Here is a 15,763-nt window from a genome sequence, read left to right on the forward strand (position 1 = left end):
ATGAAATTAATCAAAAAAGGTGCAGAAGCTGATATCTACCAAACTATGTGGCAAAACTCTAAAGCAATATTAAAAATTCGAAAAGTAAAAAATTATCGTAACCCCTCACTTGATGCAAAAATACGTAAACAAAGAACTATTAAAGAATCTCAAATGATATCTAATGCTCGAACATTTGGAATACCTACACCATTAGTTTATTTTGTAAATTTAAAAAAATCATATATCATAATGCAAGAAATTCCTGGAACACCAGTTCATGATTTATCTGAATCTAAAATTATTAAATTCTCAAAAGAAATTGGAAATCTGGTTGGGAAATTACATCAAAACGGTATCATGCATGGTGACTTGACAACTTCGAACTTTATTCTATTCAAAAATCTGGTCTATGTCATTGATTTTGGATTGTCTCAAAATTCAATAAAACCTGAAGATCATGCAGTTGATTTGAGACTAATCAAAGAAATCCTTAACAGCGCTCATGCTAAAATTATGAAAAATGCTTGGAAAAATTTTCTTCTAGGTTACAAATCTGTAGTAGGTGACTCATATCATACAAAAATTGCTAAATTGGTTGCAGAGATAGAAAGTCGTGGTAGATATGCAGAAGTCGTTTGATCTATTCTTTGTATCTTCAAATAATCACAAGTATGTAGAAGCCAAAAGCATTCTAGAAACTTTTGGAATCAAACTTGGTTTTCTAAAATCAGAGTTGGAAGAAATTCAATCAAATTCTCTTGATGAGATAGCAATGAGAAAAGCAAAAGATGCATTTTCTAAATTTAAAAAACCTGTAATTATTGAAGATGATGGATTATTCATCAATTCATTGTCTGGTTTTCCTGGACCTTATTCATCATACGTTTTCAAAACTATTGGCAATGATGGAATTCTTAATTTGTTAAAAAATAACAGAAAAGCAAAATTTGTTTCAATTATTACATATTGTGATAAAACAAATTTCCAATCGTTTACTGCAAAACTAGATGGAATGATATCTAAATTCCAAAAAGGGAAAGGTTGGGGGTATGATCCGATTTTTATTCCAAAAAATTCACAAAAAACGTTTGCTGAAATTAATGAGAAAAATAAATTATCTCACAGATACAAAGCTTTGAAAAAATTTTCTAATTGGTATTTGCATAAGTAGGAATAAAACGATCAATATATCGTTCATTATTTTGTAAAATAGAAATTCTTGATACTATACTTTCATCCATTATTGAAAATATCTTACTTTGTTTTGCAATTTCCTCACTAAATTTTCTCACTTCTTCCATTTCTAACATGTTTGCATGCTCCAATCTATTTGTAGAACGGCCAATGTGCATGTATGATTTCAATTCAATAAAATGAGGACTTGCTTTTCTAAACATTTCAGCAAAAGCTGGAATAACTTCTTTTTGGTCGTTATAATTTCTGATTAATGTGACTCTAAGTACTGTTCTTGTATTTAGATCCTTTAACATATCCAAAGTTCTATTCCATCTTTCCCATGAATCATCATATTTTGGCTTGTTAATTCTGATAAATGATTCATAATCTGCAGCGTTTGTAGACAAATACAATTGGGTAGGTAGTGCATCTTCATCTTGTAATTTTTGAATCATATCTGGCTCTTGTCCATTTGTTACAAGGAAAATTGATTTTGTTGCCTCTAACGAATTTAGATATTTAATTAATTCTGGTAATTTTGGATACATTGTTGGTTCACCAGATAAAGAAATTGCGTAATGACTTGGTAGTAATGATTCATCTAATCTCTGTTTATCATTTCTTGAATCTCCATAATATCCATTGATCAGTTTTTTTCTTTCAGCCATTAATTTTGTCAAGATCTCTTTTGGTTCTGCAACTTGTTCTGGTTCCATTTTCATTGAATCATAAAATTCCATGGGTCTCCAGCAATATACACAACGATTCTCACAATGCATACCAGCTGGAGAAAACTCCATGCATCTGTGAGTTGAAATTCCATAAAATTTGTGTTTGTAACAACTTCCTTCATGTTTGAATGATTTTTTTGTCCAATGACATAATTCTACTGTAGAATGATCAGCAACACCATACTTTGCTTTTTTTAATTGAGCAGAGATTGCAGGCTTTATCTGAATTAATGGATCATCTGCTTCTACTACTTCGCCTGAACAACTCATTATTCCAAATCTTGTTCTGGTTTACTTAAATTGATCGAGTTTTTCTCCAAGATGGAAAATATTTCCAAAATTATTAAAAATCTGAGCCGATTTCAGAGTGAGGTTTAATTACTGGATCCTCTGGGTAATTTTAGGCATTGAAAAAAATACACATTTTACCGTTCCTATTGTTGCTTGTAACTACATTAACCAGCATGCCTATCAGTCCAGCTTTTGCTGATGATGACTTGGATAAAGATGGCGTTGATGATTCAATTGATGCTTGTCCTAATCTGAAAGAAGATTATGAAGGTACAATTGACGGTTGTCCATCAAATTTTGTTCCATGGTATGATGAAGACTTTGATGGAATAGAAGATCATCTTGATCAATGTCCAACTCTTAAAGAAAGATACAATAAATTCCAAGATGAAGATGGTTGCCCAGATTTATCCCCAAGTGGAGGACCTGGTGGTTTACCTGATTCTGACGGTGATGGCATTGTTGATACTATTGATAATTGTCCTAACCAACCAGAAACTTTCAATGGTATCTTAGATACTGATGGATGTCCTGATGATTTTGGTAAGGGTGATAGAGATAGAGATGGAGTTCCAGATGCAGCTGACAAATGTCCTCTAAGTGCTGAGACTTACAATAGATTCCAGGATGAAGATGGTTGCCCTGATTCTGTAAATGATTTTACTTTTATTGATACTGATAATGATGGTTTACAAGATAAAGTTGATTTATGTCCAAAAGAACCTGAAGTGTATAACGGGTATAGAGACACAGATGGTTGCCCTGATGTTGTTTTAGATACTACCTTTAATGATAAAGATGGTGACGGAATTGCAGACAAGTTTGATATTTGTCCTAACCAACCAGAAACTTTCAATAGATTTGCAGATTATGATGGTTGCCCTGATTCGGCTCCTGCACTTGATGGAGTTCTAAATGATGCAGATGGTGATAGAATAAAAGATATTGATGATGTTTGTCCATTAGAACCAGAACGATACAACGGATTCCAAGATGAAGATGGATGTCCAGATATTCCTCCTTATTCAAGTGATGTAGATTCTGATCTTGATGGAATTCCTAATAGCATTGATCAATGCCCTGACGTTAAAGAGACTTACAATAGATTCCAAGACAATGACGGCTGTCCTGACTTTGTTGGTGTTAACAAAGGAATGCCAGACACTGACGGTGATGGCATAAATGACTATGTTGATCTTTGTCCTAACCAACCAGAAACTTTCAATGGTGTATTTGATAGAGACGGTTGTCCTGATACACTATCTACACAAGACAGAGATAGAGATGGTGTTGCAGATGGTGTAGACAAATGTCCAACCGCAAAAGAAACTTACAACGGATTCCAAGATGAAGACGGTTGTCCTGACAGTGTTTCTGGATTAGGCAACTTTGACTTTGATAGAGACGGAATTTCTGATTTGACTGATAAATGTCCACTTCAACCTGAAACTGTAAATGGATATCATGACTTAGACGGTTGTCCTGATGTTGCAGTATTAGATTCAGATGGGGATGGAATTAGAGATGATTTAGACAAGTGTCCAACATCACCTGAAACTTGGAATAGATTCCAAGATCATGACGGTTGTCCTGATAATCCATCAGAAGCAGATTCTGACTTTGATGGTATTTTAGATTCAGTAGATCAATGTCCACTTGATAGAGAACGATACAATGGATTCCAAGATGAAGATGGCTGCCCTGATTACCCTGATTATATCACTACTTTAGATTCTGATTATGATGGAATAGCAGATGATAAGGATCAATGTCCATTAGCTCCTGAAACTTACAATAAATTCCAAGACTTAGACGGATGCCCTGATTTTGTTGCAGATAACAAAGGAGTTCCAGATACTGATGGTGACGGTATAAATGATTACAATGATCATTGTCCTAACCAACCAGAAACCTATAATGGAATTCTTGATAGAGACGGATGTCCTGATAATTACATTGGAAAGAATGACCGAGATCTAGATGGTATTCCAGACGCAATTGATGCATGTCCAACTGCTAAAGAAACTTACAATAAATTCCAAGATGATGACGGTTGCCCAGATACTGTCTCAAAATCATTTGTAGTTGATACTGATAATGATGGTATCAATGATGTCTATGATGATTGTCCACTGGTAGCTGAAAATTACAATGGATTCCAAGATGAAGACGGCTGTCCAGACGTTGATGATACCCAACCTGATACTGATGGTGATGGTGTACCTGATGTAATGGATTTGTGTCCAAAACAAAATGAAGTTTGGAATAATTATGTTGATTATGACGGTTGTCCTGATACATTACCAATTGGAAATCTAAGAATTGATACTGATGGTGATAGAATATTTGATGATAATGATATGTGTCCAAACGAACCTGAAACATGGAACAAGTATTTAGATAGTGACGGTTGCCCAGATATTGCTCCTGAACAATCAAGATTCAAGCATGATTCTGACTTGGATGGAATTCCAAATGACTATGATTTCTGTCCTTTGGAACCTGAAGATTATGATGGTGATACTGATTCTGATGGATGCCCTGACCAATAGGTGCTAAAGATGAATAAACAATTTCTTTTAGGCTTTTTGATTTTACTAACATCAACCATTGGTATGTTACCCAGTGGTATTTCTGCTGCTTCAGAAATTGATACTGATGGAGATGGTGTTCCAAATAATTTAGATCAATGTCCTAATCTTAAAGAGGATTATGATCCACAATATGGTAATAACATAGACGGATGCCCTGCTGATTTTGTTCCATGGTATGATGCTGATATGGATGGAATAGAAGATCACATTGATGATTGTCCTACTGTGAAAGAAACTTACAACAGAATCCAAGATGATGACGGTTGTCCTGATTTATCTATCTATGCTGAACAAAAAATAGCTGATACTGATAATGATGGTTATCCAGATTATATGGATTTATGTCCTAACCAACCTGAAACTTTCAATGGAATTGATGATAAGGACGGTTGTCCTGAAAATTATCAAACAATAAGGGATTCTGATAGAGATGGTATTTCTGATTCATTAGATGAATGTCCACTTGAGCAAGAAAACTACAATAGATTCCAAGATTGGGACGGTTGCCCAGATATTGCCGATTCTGTTACTCTACAATATCAATTCCCAGATACCGATGGTGATGGAATTATTGATAGATGGGATTCCTGTATTGATGAGCCAGAGAACTTTAATGATTATTTAGATTGGGATGGTTGTCCTGACATACCTGGTGCATTGTCTTTGGAGGCACCTGATGCTGATTATGATGGCATTCCAGATGATAAGGATCAATGCCCATTAGACCGTGAAAATTATAATAAATTTGAAGATAGTGATGGATGTCCTGATGTTATTATTTACAAAACAGTTGGTGATGTAGATGGTGACGGAATCCTAGATCAAAATGATTTGTGCCCATTTAGTCCTGAAACTTACAATAAATTCCAAGATGAAGACGGTTGTCCTGATTATGTAGCAGACAACAAATTTGCATTTGATACTGATGGTGATGGAATTATTGATAACCTAGATTCTTGTCCTAACCAACCTGAAGTCTACAATAAATTCCAAGATTCAGATGGATGCCCAGACAGTTTTGATCCTAAATTAGATTCTGATATGGATGGAATACTAGATGTCTATGATGATTGTCCTAACCAACCTGAAACTTACAATAAATTCCAAGATTGGGACGGTTGCCCAGATACTGCTGATTCGACAATTCTACAATACCAATTCCCAGATACTGATGGTGATGGAATTGAAGACAGATGGGATTCATGTATTGATGAGCCAGAGAACTTTAACGATTATTTAGATTGGGATGGATGCCCAGACATCAAAGGAACAACTGCTGGTGATATGCTTGATGCTGATTATGATGGAATAGCAGATCATCTGGATGAATGTCCTACAATTGCTGAGCGATATAATAAATTCCAAGATGAAGACGGTTGCCCAGACAGTGTTGATTTCCAAACAGTAGCTGATGCTGACTTTGATGGTATCTATGATGATTTAGATCAATGCCCATTTGCTAAAGAAACTTACAATAAATTCCAAGATGAAGACGGTTGTCCTGATTATGTAGCAGACAACAAATTTGCATTTGATACTGACGGTGATGGAATTATTGATAACCTAGATTCTTGTCCTAACCAACCCGAAACTTACAATGGATTCCAAGACAAAGACGGTTGCCCAGACAGACTTAACTCTTCATTAGATTCTGATATGGATGGAATTGCAAATATCTTCGATGATTGTCCTAACCAACCCGAAACTTACAATAAATTCCAAGATTGGGACGGTTGCCCAGATACTGCTGATTCAACAACTCTACAATACCAATTCCCAGATACTGATGGTGATGGAATTGAAGACAGATGGGACGCATGCATTGATGAACCTGAAAACTATAATGATTATCTAGACAAAGACGGTTGCCCAGATGTTCCTGGTGCTGAATCAACAACACCTGTATATGCTGATTCAGATCGTGACGGTTACCCAGATGTACTTGATTCTTGTCCAAACAAGCCTGAAACATGGAACAAATATCTAGATTGGGACGGTTGCCCAGACATTGCTCCTGAACAACAGAGATTTGTTCATGATGATGATCTTGATGGAATAATTAATGATCTTGATCTATGTCCCAAAGATCCTGAGGATTATGATGGTGACAGAGATGAAGATGGATGTCCAGATCCATAGACCTGTTTCTTTAATTTTTAATTTCTGAAAAGAATGTATTTAACGCGAGACTTAATAAATACTTGATAATAGCGGAGTCATAGAATGGAAAAACAGTTTATTTTAGGATTTTTACTTTTACTTACTTCTACAATTGGGATGTTGCCAGGTAGTGTTTATGCAAATGAGCAAATTGATACTGATGGTGATGGAGTTCCAAACTCTATTGATTTTTGTCCTAATCTTAAAGAGGATTATGATCCACAATATGGTAATAACATAGACGGATGCCCAGCTGACTTTGTTCCATGGTATGATGTTGACTATGATGGAATTCAAGATCATATTGACGGTTGTCCAACTGTCAAAGAAACTTACAATAGGTTCCAAGATGAAGACGGTTGTCCTGACTTGGCACCAGATTCTGGAAAAGTGATAGCTGATACTGATAATGACGGTTACCCAGATTACATGGATTCTTGTCCTAACCAACCTGAAACATTCAATGGAATTGATGATAAAGACGGTTGTCCAGATGATGCTTCTAGTTTAAGAGATTCTGATAGAGATGGAATTTCTGATTCAATAGATCAATGTATCCTAGAATCTGAAACATACAATTTTTTCCAAGATGAAGACGGTTGTCCAGATGCTGTAGATGATGTGTATTCACCATATAATTTCCCAGATACTGATGGTGATGGAATTGATGATAGATGGGATCAATGCTTAAACCAACCTGAAAACTATAATGGTTACCTTGATTGGGACGGCTGTTTTGATGTACTTGGTGCATCAGCCAATGGATTAATTGATTCTGACTATGATAGTATTCTTGACTCTGTCGATATGTGTCCTTTTGACCGTGAAAATTTTAATAACTTTCAAGATGAAGACGGCTGTCCTGATGAAGTTGAATATTCTGTATCTGGTGACACTGACCGTGATGGAATTTTAAATGAATTTGATGCTTGTCCATATAACAAAGAAACTTACAATAAATTCCAAGATGAAGACGGCTGTCCTGACTTTATTGGGGATAATGCTTCTACTTATGATTCTGATGGCGATGGAATTGTTGATAATTTAGATCATTGTCCTAACCAACCTGAAACTTACAACGGAGTTCTGGATTCAGACGGGTGCCCAGATAATGTAAATTCTACACTTGATTCTGATATGGATGGTATCCCAAATACTTTAGATGCTTGTCCACTAGAACCTGAAACTTATAATTTTTTCAAAGATGGTGACGGCTGTCCTGATACAACTACTTCTATCGTTTCATCTTATATTTTCCCAGATACTGATGGTGATGGAATAGATGATAGATGGGATGCATGCATTAATGAACCTGAAAATTATAATGATTATCTAGACAAAGACGGTTGTCCCGATGTTCCTGGAATATCAAAATCCGCATTATCTGATATTGATTATGATGGTATACCTGACATATTTGATCAATGTCCGACAATTGGAGAAAGATATAATCAATTCCAAGATGAAGACGGTTGTCCAGATACTTTAGCTTATGATTCCTTTGGAGATTCTGATAGAGATGGAATTCCTGATAACATTGATCAATGCCCTCAATCTAGAGAAACTTACAATCGCTTCCAAGACTCAGACGGTTGCCCTGATTTAATTTCTGATAATAAACCAACAGCTGATTCAGACGGTGATGGAATTGTTGACAACATAGATTCTTGTCCTAACCAACCAGAAACCTTCAATGGATTCAAAGACAAAGACGGTTGCCCAGATACCCATCATTCAACTCTTGATTCTGATAGGGATGGAATTATTGATTTGTCTGATGCATGTCCGCTAGAGCCTGAAACTTACAACCATTATCAAGATGAGGATGGATGTCCTGATGCTACTGGTTCAAGTGTTTCATCATTTGCTTTCCCAGATACTGATGGTGATGGAATAGATGATAGAAAAGATGCATGTATTGATGAGCAGGAGAACTTTAATGGATACTTGGATTGGGATGGATGTCCTGATGTTTTAGCTGCTCAATCAACAACCCCAACAAAAATAGATTCAGATGGTGATGGATATCATGACGGAATTGATTCTTGTCCAAATCAACCTGAAACATGGAATAAATATCAAGATTGGGACGGCTGCCCAGACATTGCTCCTGAACAACAGAGATTTGTTCATGATGATGATCTTGATGGAATAATTAATGATCTAGATCTGTGTCCTTTAGATCCTGAGGACTATGATGGTGACAGAGATTCAGACGGCTGTCCTGATAACTAAAATTAATACAGATATCTTAAAATGGTAAATATATTCATCAAGTAAAGTTATTTCATGCTCCCAAAATTCTCAACTCAAGCATTTCTAGCTCCTATGGCAGGAGTAAGTGATCCTGCATTAAGATTACAATGCAAGCAAATGGGAGCTGGGTTAGTCGTAACTGAATTTACTAGTATTCATAGCATTATAGCAAAAGAAAAACAACTCAAAGAAAACATGCAAACTATTCAGGAGTTCATTGAATATTCTGAAGAAGAACGTCCTCTATCAGTTCAATTATTTGGTTCTGATCTTGTAGCGTTAGAAAAAGCTGCAAAAATTGTAGAACCATATTTTGATATTATTGATTACAATATGGGCTGTCCTGCACCTCACATCACTCAACAAATGGCAGGTGGTGCTCTTTTACAAGAAGTCAATCTGACTCAACAAATTTTCAGTACTCTTGTTAATGCTGTAAAAAAACCTGTGACTTTAAAGATTCGTTCTGGAGTCACTAATGCGAGCCAATATCTTTTTCGAGATATTGCTGAAATTGCAGAAGATGAAGGAATTCAAATGATTACTCTTCATCCAAGAACTGTTAGTCAGGGATATTCTGGAAATGCCGATTGGAAAATGATCAAAGAGCTTAAAGAAATTTCTAGCATCCCAATTGTTGGAAATGGAGATATCACTACTCCTGAAGATGCAAAGGAAATGTTGGATTATACTGGATGTGATTATGTGATGATTGGCCGTGGAGCTATGGGAAATCCCTTTTTATTTGAACAAATCAATGACTATCTGAAAACAAACTCTTATCATGAATATTCTTTCAAAGATAGATTGGATTCTTTTTTTGACTACATGCATCTAACTGCAAAATATAAAATCAAATTTGCAAATATTAAGAGTCAGGCAATGAGGTTTACTAAAGGAATGAAAGGAGGTTCCAAACTTCGCTCCAAAATCACCATTTCAAAGAATATTACTGAATTGGAAAAAATAATGAATGATGCATATTCTGTATCTTAGAAATTTATAAAATCATTCGATTTTACTTTACATTTGTTTATGTTATTTCGAGAATTAATATTGAATTTTTAAACAATTTGGACTAATCTTATATATTTCATAATGGCATTTTATGTATGAAAATTGGAGTTGAATCGTAATTGGCAACAGCTTATGTTCTCATAAACTGTGAACTTGGTTCTGAAGAAGCAGTAATCTCAGAATTAAAATCCATTGAAGGAGTAGTTGAAGTACATGGTACATTTGGTGCATATGATATTCTTGCCAAAGTTGAATCAGGTCAAGTTGAAGCATTACGCGAAACCATTACTTGGAAAATTAGAAAAATTCCAAAAATCCGTTCTACATTGACCCTGATGGGTATTGAAGGCCAGCAATAGGTCTCATCCTCTTTTGCTTTTATACTTAGATTGCAATACAATGTATCCCTTCAAAAAACATGTCCCCCAAAGGGATAACACACTGAGAGGAGTAGTTAACCTCTCAGTAGCACATTTAAAAAATAATCTTTTGAATTTTATAAAATAAAATAATTAGAGGGCTTCAGAACCGCTCTTTTTGGATGCAATGTTCAAAACACTATCTACATTTTCTACAACGATGATTCCATCTCCACCTTTTCCTGTAAAAGCTGCATCAGCAATTGCGTTTGAAACCTTTTCTACATCTGAGTCATCAACAATTGTACTAACTGTTGCTACTGAATTGTAGTCTTTGGTTATTGAACCTGTTCCTCTGCCAGATCTGACTTGTTGTCGTATTCCAGATCCTCTGCCTTTTCCTTCCAGAATGGTAAATCCACCAACAAGGTCATTAATTGCCTCAGTGACAGCTCCCATTTTGGTTGCTTGAATAGTTGCCTCAATTCGTTTCATTTTCATTTGTTTTTTTGTATTGGTTAAAAACAATCATATGTTTTTATTCCTATTTTATGATACAATTGGGGTTGTTGGTTATTTCATTATCCGCTGAGCTTTTTAGTATTGGAAAAAAAGGTATGATTATGAAAAGTGATGAAAGAAGATCTCATAGACTAAATTATCTTTTAAAATGTTATTTGACAAATCCTAAAGAAAATGACCTCTATCTTAGGGCAAAACAGATGGGAATTTCTGATTCTACTGCTAAGGATTACATTAGAACAGTAATTATTCAAGCCCAAAAAATCTATTCACGATAAATTCTAAAAATATGAAGAAATTTTAAATTTCTATATCTTCAAGAATGACTCAATCGAAATCTTAAACAAGGTATTCATAAATAAACAATAGGAGAGAAAAATACATGAATGATTCTTTGCTTGATGATGTCAAGGCACTTTTAGATAAAGACTTTGGGGATGATAGAATTCTTAAACAAATTTGTCGAGCTTGTGAAAATAATGAAGTAATTAGTAATTATGAAAGAACTTATGTTGAAAAACTTGCTCAAAAACATCTGGGAAAAAGACCTCAAGTTACTCCAACCCCAACAATAGAAAAGCAGCAATCAATTCCTGATGTTGTAATTCCTGAAACCCCTTCTATTCAAAAAATGCAAACATATCAATCCACAACTCCAAAAACTCGTTCAAATTCAAAAAACTCCAAAGCAATTATGGGGATAGCCGGTATTGCTTTGGTGATAATCATTGCAGTTGCAGTTAGTTTTAGTGGAACTGCTGATATAACTACAAAAGTAGAAACCCCAAAAACCCCTGTACCAATTACATTATCAATACAATCTGATTTAGCATCATACAACAAAAAAGATTTAATTTCAATTAGTGGAACATCTAATACATCTGGAACTATAAATTTGTCAATTGAAAATTCAAAGAATGAATTAGTATGGGCAGAGCAAGTAACTATAAAAAATAATGGACAATATTCTACATTAGCTATTGCTGGTGGTGAAGGATGGGAAAATTCTGGCATTTATACAATAAAAGCGGACAATGGCAAAGAAACAAAATCTATTACTTTTTCATTTAAAGCCTAACTTTTTCAAACTCTTTCCAATGAGAGTCTACTAAATCTCTAAGTTTTTCTACACTTACTTCGTGCATATATTCCCTATATACAATGAATTTATTTTTCCTACTTGATTCTTCACTGTAAATATCACTTGTATTTTGAGGAATTACTCCTGCTTTCCATTGACTCATTTCAAATATCCATACTGTTGAATCTGGATCTGAAAAATCAATATCATCACATCCTACAACATACAGGTAGCACTTTGTAGACTGATTTAATTTCTCATGTAATTTTTCATATGCTATCATTTGACCTTTAGCAATGTTGATCTTATCATTGTGAAACCCCTTGAATTCCAAGATTACAAAACCCCCTTTGTGCTCAATTAGCCAGTCAATATCTGTTCCACCTGATGCTATCATACCATGAACAATAAGATCACCTAAAACCTCTCTTCCACGAGTAAACTCTAACTCGTCAAAAATCTGATATTTGGCCTTTGGACTTTTACGAATAATTCTTTGTGGGGTACTTTCAGGTTGAATTGAATTATCCTTTTCATATAATGTATCAATCAAATCACTGGTCTCATTGGCCATAAATTTGAAAGTTTAAAACTGAATGATAAGAGAGTTTGTAAAAATTAGTACAGTTTCTGATTTATCTGCAGAAAAATTCTCCTCCTGTACCCATATACAAAACAAAATATTCTTCTGGATTCTTTTTGTCTTTTTTAGCATTTAGAGCGTCTTGATACATATCAAAATGCTCTACTAGATACAATTGCTCATCAGAATCTGTAAAATAATCAATTGCCACCAAGTTGAATCCAGTTTTAGGAGTTAACTTTATTTTTTCATCTTTAAATTCTTCGTCTGTCAATTTTTCATTTTTTTAAAATATGTGAATTGTGAAATAATCATTGATCATAAATCATTAGATTCTTTTCTTCTAATAATGCGTGTAAATTATGAACAGAACGATATACATCTGATTCTTTTTTGGCGCCAGTACAAACCAATTTTCCAGAAGCAAATAACAAAATCACTGTTTTAGGATCTAACATCCTGTGAATAAGTCCAGGAAATTGCTCTGGTTCATACATGCTTCTTGGTAAAGTTCTTGCAGCTTTTTCTAAGTGAATTTTTCCACCAAGATTAATTGCTGCAACTATATTTTGAACAGTGATAACTGCATCTTTTTTAATCTTAATCTTCCCCTTTCTTAATTTCTGAACAACTGTGTTTACAGCTTTTATTGCCATCTCTTCAGATTTAGCGCCAGTACAAACCATTTTACCTGTTCTAAAAATTAATGTCGCAGTTCTAGGACTCTTTAATCTAAAAACCAGTCCAGGAAATTGTTCTGGATGGTATTCTGTATCTGGAAATTTTTCTGTGATGTCATTAAGATCAATCTTTTGGTCTACTGATGCTGAAGCAACAACGTTTTCAACACTAACAATAGGCTTTGTTTGAGGCATAACGAGGGACTTTAAATAGCGCCTTTATATATACTAGTCATATTTTTTTGGATCTTTATGAGTCTTAATGATGTCCAATCCACTGATAGCGATATTCTTCATCAATAATATCTGAAACAATTTCGGTGTTTTTGATTTTTGTTTTTGGTAAATCAACATCAAAAAATCCTAGTTGGCCTTTCCATGGGATTGGAATTCTCAATGCTTTTGCATTTTTTAATTTAAATCCAAAAATTCTATCATGAAAATTTTTTGATGCTAAATGTGATTTTTGATCCATTTTTACTTCTTTGATTGAATTATATTTTTTAACATCATAAATCTCAGCTTTTCCAATAATTGCTCCTGTGACAAATTTCATATTCATTTTCAATCTCTTACAATCATCTGTCCTGATTTTAATTGGTGCATGAATTAAAAAATCTCCACGAAAATTAGTATTCCATTTTCGTAATTCTATAGTTTTTTTTCCAGAAATTATTAAATTAGCAAATGGTTGAGAAACTGAAAGACATTTCAAATTTTATTCAGTAGCTGCTTTGATGAATTGCCCTGGGTTTTTACCTCTTCCTTCAGGCAAATTTGTAATTCCTCCAGTTAGACTTTGAGTAACAATTCCTTTACTGGCCAAAACTTGTGCAGTCATCAGTGAAGTATTTCCAGCCATGCATACTAGCAACGCTTTTCCTTTTGCCCCATTCAGTTCGTTATTGAGCTCTTCTGGAATTTGCTGTGTTGATAATAAATCATTGATTGTTCTTGCTTTAGGTATGGATATTTTTGTTTTATCAACCCCCAATGATCTTGCAATCATTTCTATACCTTCTTCTTTTGGAGTATATTGAGTGTGAACCCAAATAATTCTATCATAATCATCTGCAATTGATGCAGCTTCTTGTAATGAAATTGTAATTGGAACTTGATTTTTTGATATTTGTTCAAAATTCTTCTTATATTTTCCAATCCCATCAGCTACAATTACTACAAATTTACTATGAACTCCTGAACTTACCATTTGTATCACAGAAAACAATGCTAAGGCTGTACTTTCTCCTATATCGTGACCTTTGTCTACAAAGAACTTCAAAAGGAATTTTGCCTTTTCATAATCTATTTCGTGTTCTGCAGCAAATGTTTCAGGCTTGTAGAGTGTTAATCCTGTAGCCTTGGCTTTAGTTCTAATTCCTGCAACATCTTGTCCTGGACTAGGAAAAACAACATGTATTGATTTTTTATCATATTTTTGAGCAACATATTGACTCAAACCTCCAGAAGTTCCCCCAGTACCAAATGAACAAACAATTTGATAATCTTCTAAGGAATCTCCATTTTCATGTAATTGTTGATCAATCTCAACACCTGTAACTGTTCTATGAATCTCTGTGTTTAATTCATTATCATATTGTTTTGGACAAAATAAATCGTAAATTTTTGCTAGTAATCTTGCTAGATTTATGATATCTTGTTTGGCCAACAATGATTCGATCTCTTGAATATTTATGTCAAAAATTTCGGGATTAAATCCAAGCTCTGATAACTGTGAACGAATATTTCCTGCAGTTGCTTTTGCAGCTAATTCATCAGCTTTATTTTCCATTCCTGGTGCTGGGCAAATATCCATATCCAAATCCATAATTCGAATGTTTTCGTTTCTTAATTCTTTAAACACACCTTCTTGTAATTTTCTAGATACAAGTGCAACAACATTTACTCCAATTTTTGATAATTGTCCAAGTGCAATTCCAAAGTTACCCGAAGTGGCTTCTATCACTGTTTGATTCCCTTTTAATTTTCCTGAAACAATTGCATCATGAATGATGTGAGCTGCAGCTCTTACTTTTATTGAACCGCTAAGTAATGTAGAATCAAATTTTCCATAAATTTTTAAATTTTTATCATCAAGATCTAATTTGTAGACTTTTTTGGCGCATTCCTTCAAATCTTCTGTTAAATCAACCAATGGCGTTGGGTTTACTATTTTGCCATTTTCAAGATGGGGGATTTTATTCCATATTTGCTCTTCAAATTTCTGTAATAGTTCATTATCAATTTCATTTCTCTGATTTTCATCCATTTTTGTTTCTCTGATTTTGCATCATTTCTAATCTCATATAAATTTCTCATAAGAAAAATAGT

16 protein-coding genes are annotated in these 15,763 nt (G+C 34.3%); 9 read left to right on the forward strand and 7 right to left on the reverse strand.

The features are described from left to right. On the forward strand, nt 1-621 hold the full coding sequence (locus NADRNF5_RS01760; protein ID WP_048115048.1) for a KEOPS complex kinase/ATPase Bud32: 621 nt from the start codon (nt 1-3) through the stop codon (nt 619-621). Then, entirely contained in the window at nt 605-1,153 is a 549-nt protein-coding gene (gene rdgB / locus NADRNF5_RS01765; RefSeq protein ID WP_048115050.1) for an RdgB/HAM1 family non-canonical purine NTP pyrophosphatase, read from the forward strand. Before NADRNF5_RS01760 ends, rdgB begins: the two co-directional genes overlap by 17 nt. Here the strand turns inward: rdgB and twy1 are convergent. Then, nucleotides 1,131-2,159, reverse strand: a complete 1,029-nt coding sequence (gene twy1 / locus NADRNF5_RS01770) for a 4-demethylwyosine synthase TYW1 (protein ID WP_048115052.1) — start codon at nt 2,157-2,159, stop codon at nt 1,131-1,133. The genes rdgB and twy1 overlap by 23 nt on opposite strands. Nucleotides 2,160-2,353: 194 nt before the next feature. On the opposite strand from twy1, the gene NADRNF5_RS01775 reads away from it, so the two are divergent. The 5 genes from NADRNF5_RS01775 to NADRNF5_RS01795 all read left to right on the forward strand — a co-directional run bounded on the left by NADRNF5_RS01775 (nt 2,354) and on the right by NADRNF5_RS01795 (nt 10,566). Next, complete coding sequence (locus tag NADRNF5_RS01775) at nt 2,354-4,732, forward strand: thrombospondin type 3 repeat-containing protein (RefSeq protein WP_048118758.1); 2,379 nt, start codon at nt 2,354-2,356, stop codon at nt 4,730-4,732. A 9-nt stretch (nt 4,733-4,741) separates the two neighbouring features. Beyond that, on the forward strand, nt 4,742-6,913 hold the full coding sequence (locus NADRNF5_RS01780; RefSeq protein WP_048115054.1) for a thrombospondin type 3 repeat-containing protein: 2,172 nt from the start codon (nt 4,742-4,744) through the stop codon (nt 6,911-6,913). A gap of 84 nt (nt 6,914-6,997) precedes the next feature. Next, entirely contained in the window at nt 6,998-9,169 is a 2,172-nt protein-coding gene (locus tag NADRNF5_RS01785) for a thrombospondin type 3 repeat-containing protein (RefSeq protein ID WP_048115057.1), read from the forward strand. A gap of 54 nt (nt 9,170-9,223) precedes the next feature. Continuing rightward, the gene (gene dusB, locus NADRNF5_RS01790; RefSeq protein WP_048115059.1) at nt 9,224-10,186 is read left to right on the forward strand and encodes a tRNA dihydrouridine synthase DusB; all 963 of its coding nucleotides are present in this window, start codon (nt 9,224-9,226) and stop codon (nt 10,184-10,186) included. Between the two features lie 140 nt (nt 10,187-10,326). Continuing rightward, complete coding sequence (locus tag NADRNF5_RS01795; RefSeq protein ID WP_048071573.1) at nt 10,327-10,566, forward strand: Lrp/AsnC family transcriptional regulator; 240 nt, start codon at nt 10,327-10,329, stop codon at nt 10,564-10,566. A 153-nt stretch (nt 10,567-10,719) separates the two neighbouring features. Here the strand turns inward: NADRNF5_RS01795 and NADRNF5_RS01800 are convergent, their stop codons facing one another. Next, nucleotides 10,720-11,061: a P-II family nitrogen regulator gene (locus tag NADRNF5_RS01800; protein WP_048118761.1), complete on the reverse strand. Its 342-nt coding sequence runs from the start codon at nt 11,059-11,061 to the stop codon at nt 10,720-10,722. Nucleotides 11,062-11,189: 128 nt separating this feature from the next. On the opposite strand from NADRNF5_RS01800, the gene NADRNF5_RS11235 reads away from it, so the two are divergent. Beyond that, nucleotides 11,190-11,366, forward strand: coding sequence for a hypothetical protein (locus NADRNF5_RS11235; RefSeq protein ID WP_192828339.1), 177 nt, complete (start codon nt 11,190-11,192; stop codon nt 11,364-11,366). Nucleotides 11,367-11,470: 104 nt separating this feature from the next. Continuing rightward, nucleotides 11,471-12,166, forward strand: a complete 696-nt coding sequence (locus NADRNF5_RS01810) for a hypothetical protein (protein ID WP_048115064.1) — start codon at nt 11,471-11,473, stop codon at nt 12,164-12,166. Here the strand turns inward: NADRNF5_RS01810 and NADRNF5_RS01815 are convergent. The 5 genes from NADRNF5_RS01815 to NADRNF5_RS01835 all read right to left on the reverse strand — a co-directional run bounded on the left by NADRNF5_RS01815 (nt 12,156) and on the right by NADRNF5_RS01835 (nt 15,701). Then, a complete protein-coding gene (locus NADRNF5_RS01815; protein ID WP_048115067.1) occupies nt 12,156-12,743 on the reverse strand; it encodes a hypothetical protein in 588 nt (195 codons plus the stop codon). The genes NADRNF5_RS01810 and NADRNF5_RS01815 overlap by 11 nt on opposite strands. A gap of 61 nt (nt 12,744-12,804) precedes the next feature. Further along, nucleotides 12,805-13,026 carry a hypothetical protein gene (locus NADRNF5_RS01820; protein WP_048115069.1) on the reverse strand — a complete coding sequence of 74 codons (222 nt, stop codon included), beginning with the start codon at nt 13,024-13,026 and terminating at the stop codon, nt 12,805-12,807. 37 nt (nt 13,027-13,063) lie between these two features. After that, entirely contained in the window at nt 13,064-13,627 is a 564-nt protein-coding gene (locus NADRNF5_RS01825) for a TATA-box-binding protein (RefSeq protein ID WP_048115071.1), read from the reverse strand. A gap of 64 nt (nt 13,628-13,691) precedes the next feature. Next, nucleotides 13,692-14,147, reverse strand: coding sequence for an ASCH domain-containing protein (locus tag NADRNF5_RS01830; protein WP_048115073.1), 456 nt, complete (start codon nt 14,145-14,147; stop codon nt 13,692-13,694). Between the two features lie 3 nt (nt 14,148-14,150). Beyond that, entirely contained in the window at nt 14,151-15,701 is a 1,551-nt protein-coding gene (locus tag NADRNF5_RS01835) for a pyridoxal-phosphate dependent enzyme (RefSeq protein WP_048115075.1), read from the reverse strand. Between the last annotated feature and the right edge of the window lie 62 nt (nt 15,702-15,763).

The sequence above is a fragment of the Nitrosopumilus adriaticus genome (genome assembly GCF_000956175.1).
Lineage (GTDB): Archaea > Thermoproteota > Nitrososphaeria > Nitrososphaerales > Nitrosopumilaceae > Nitrosopumilus > Nitrosopumilus adriaticus.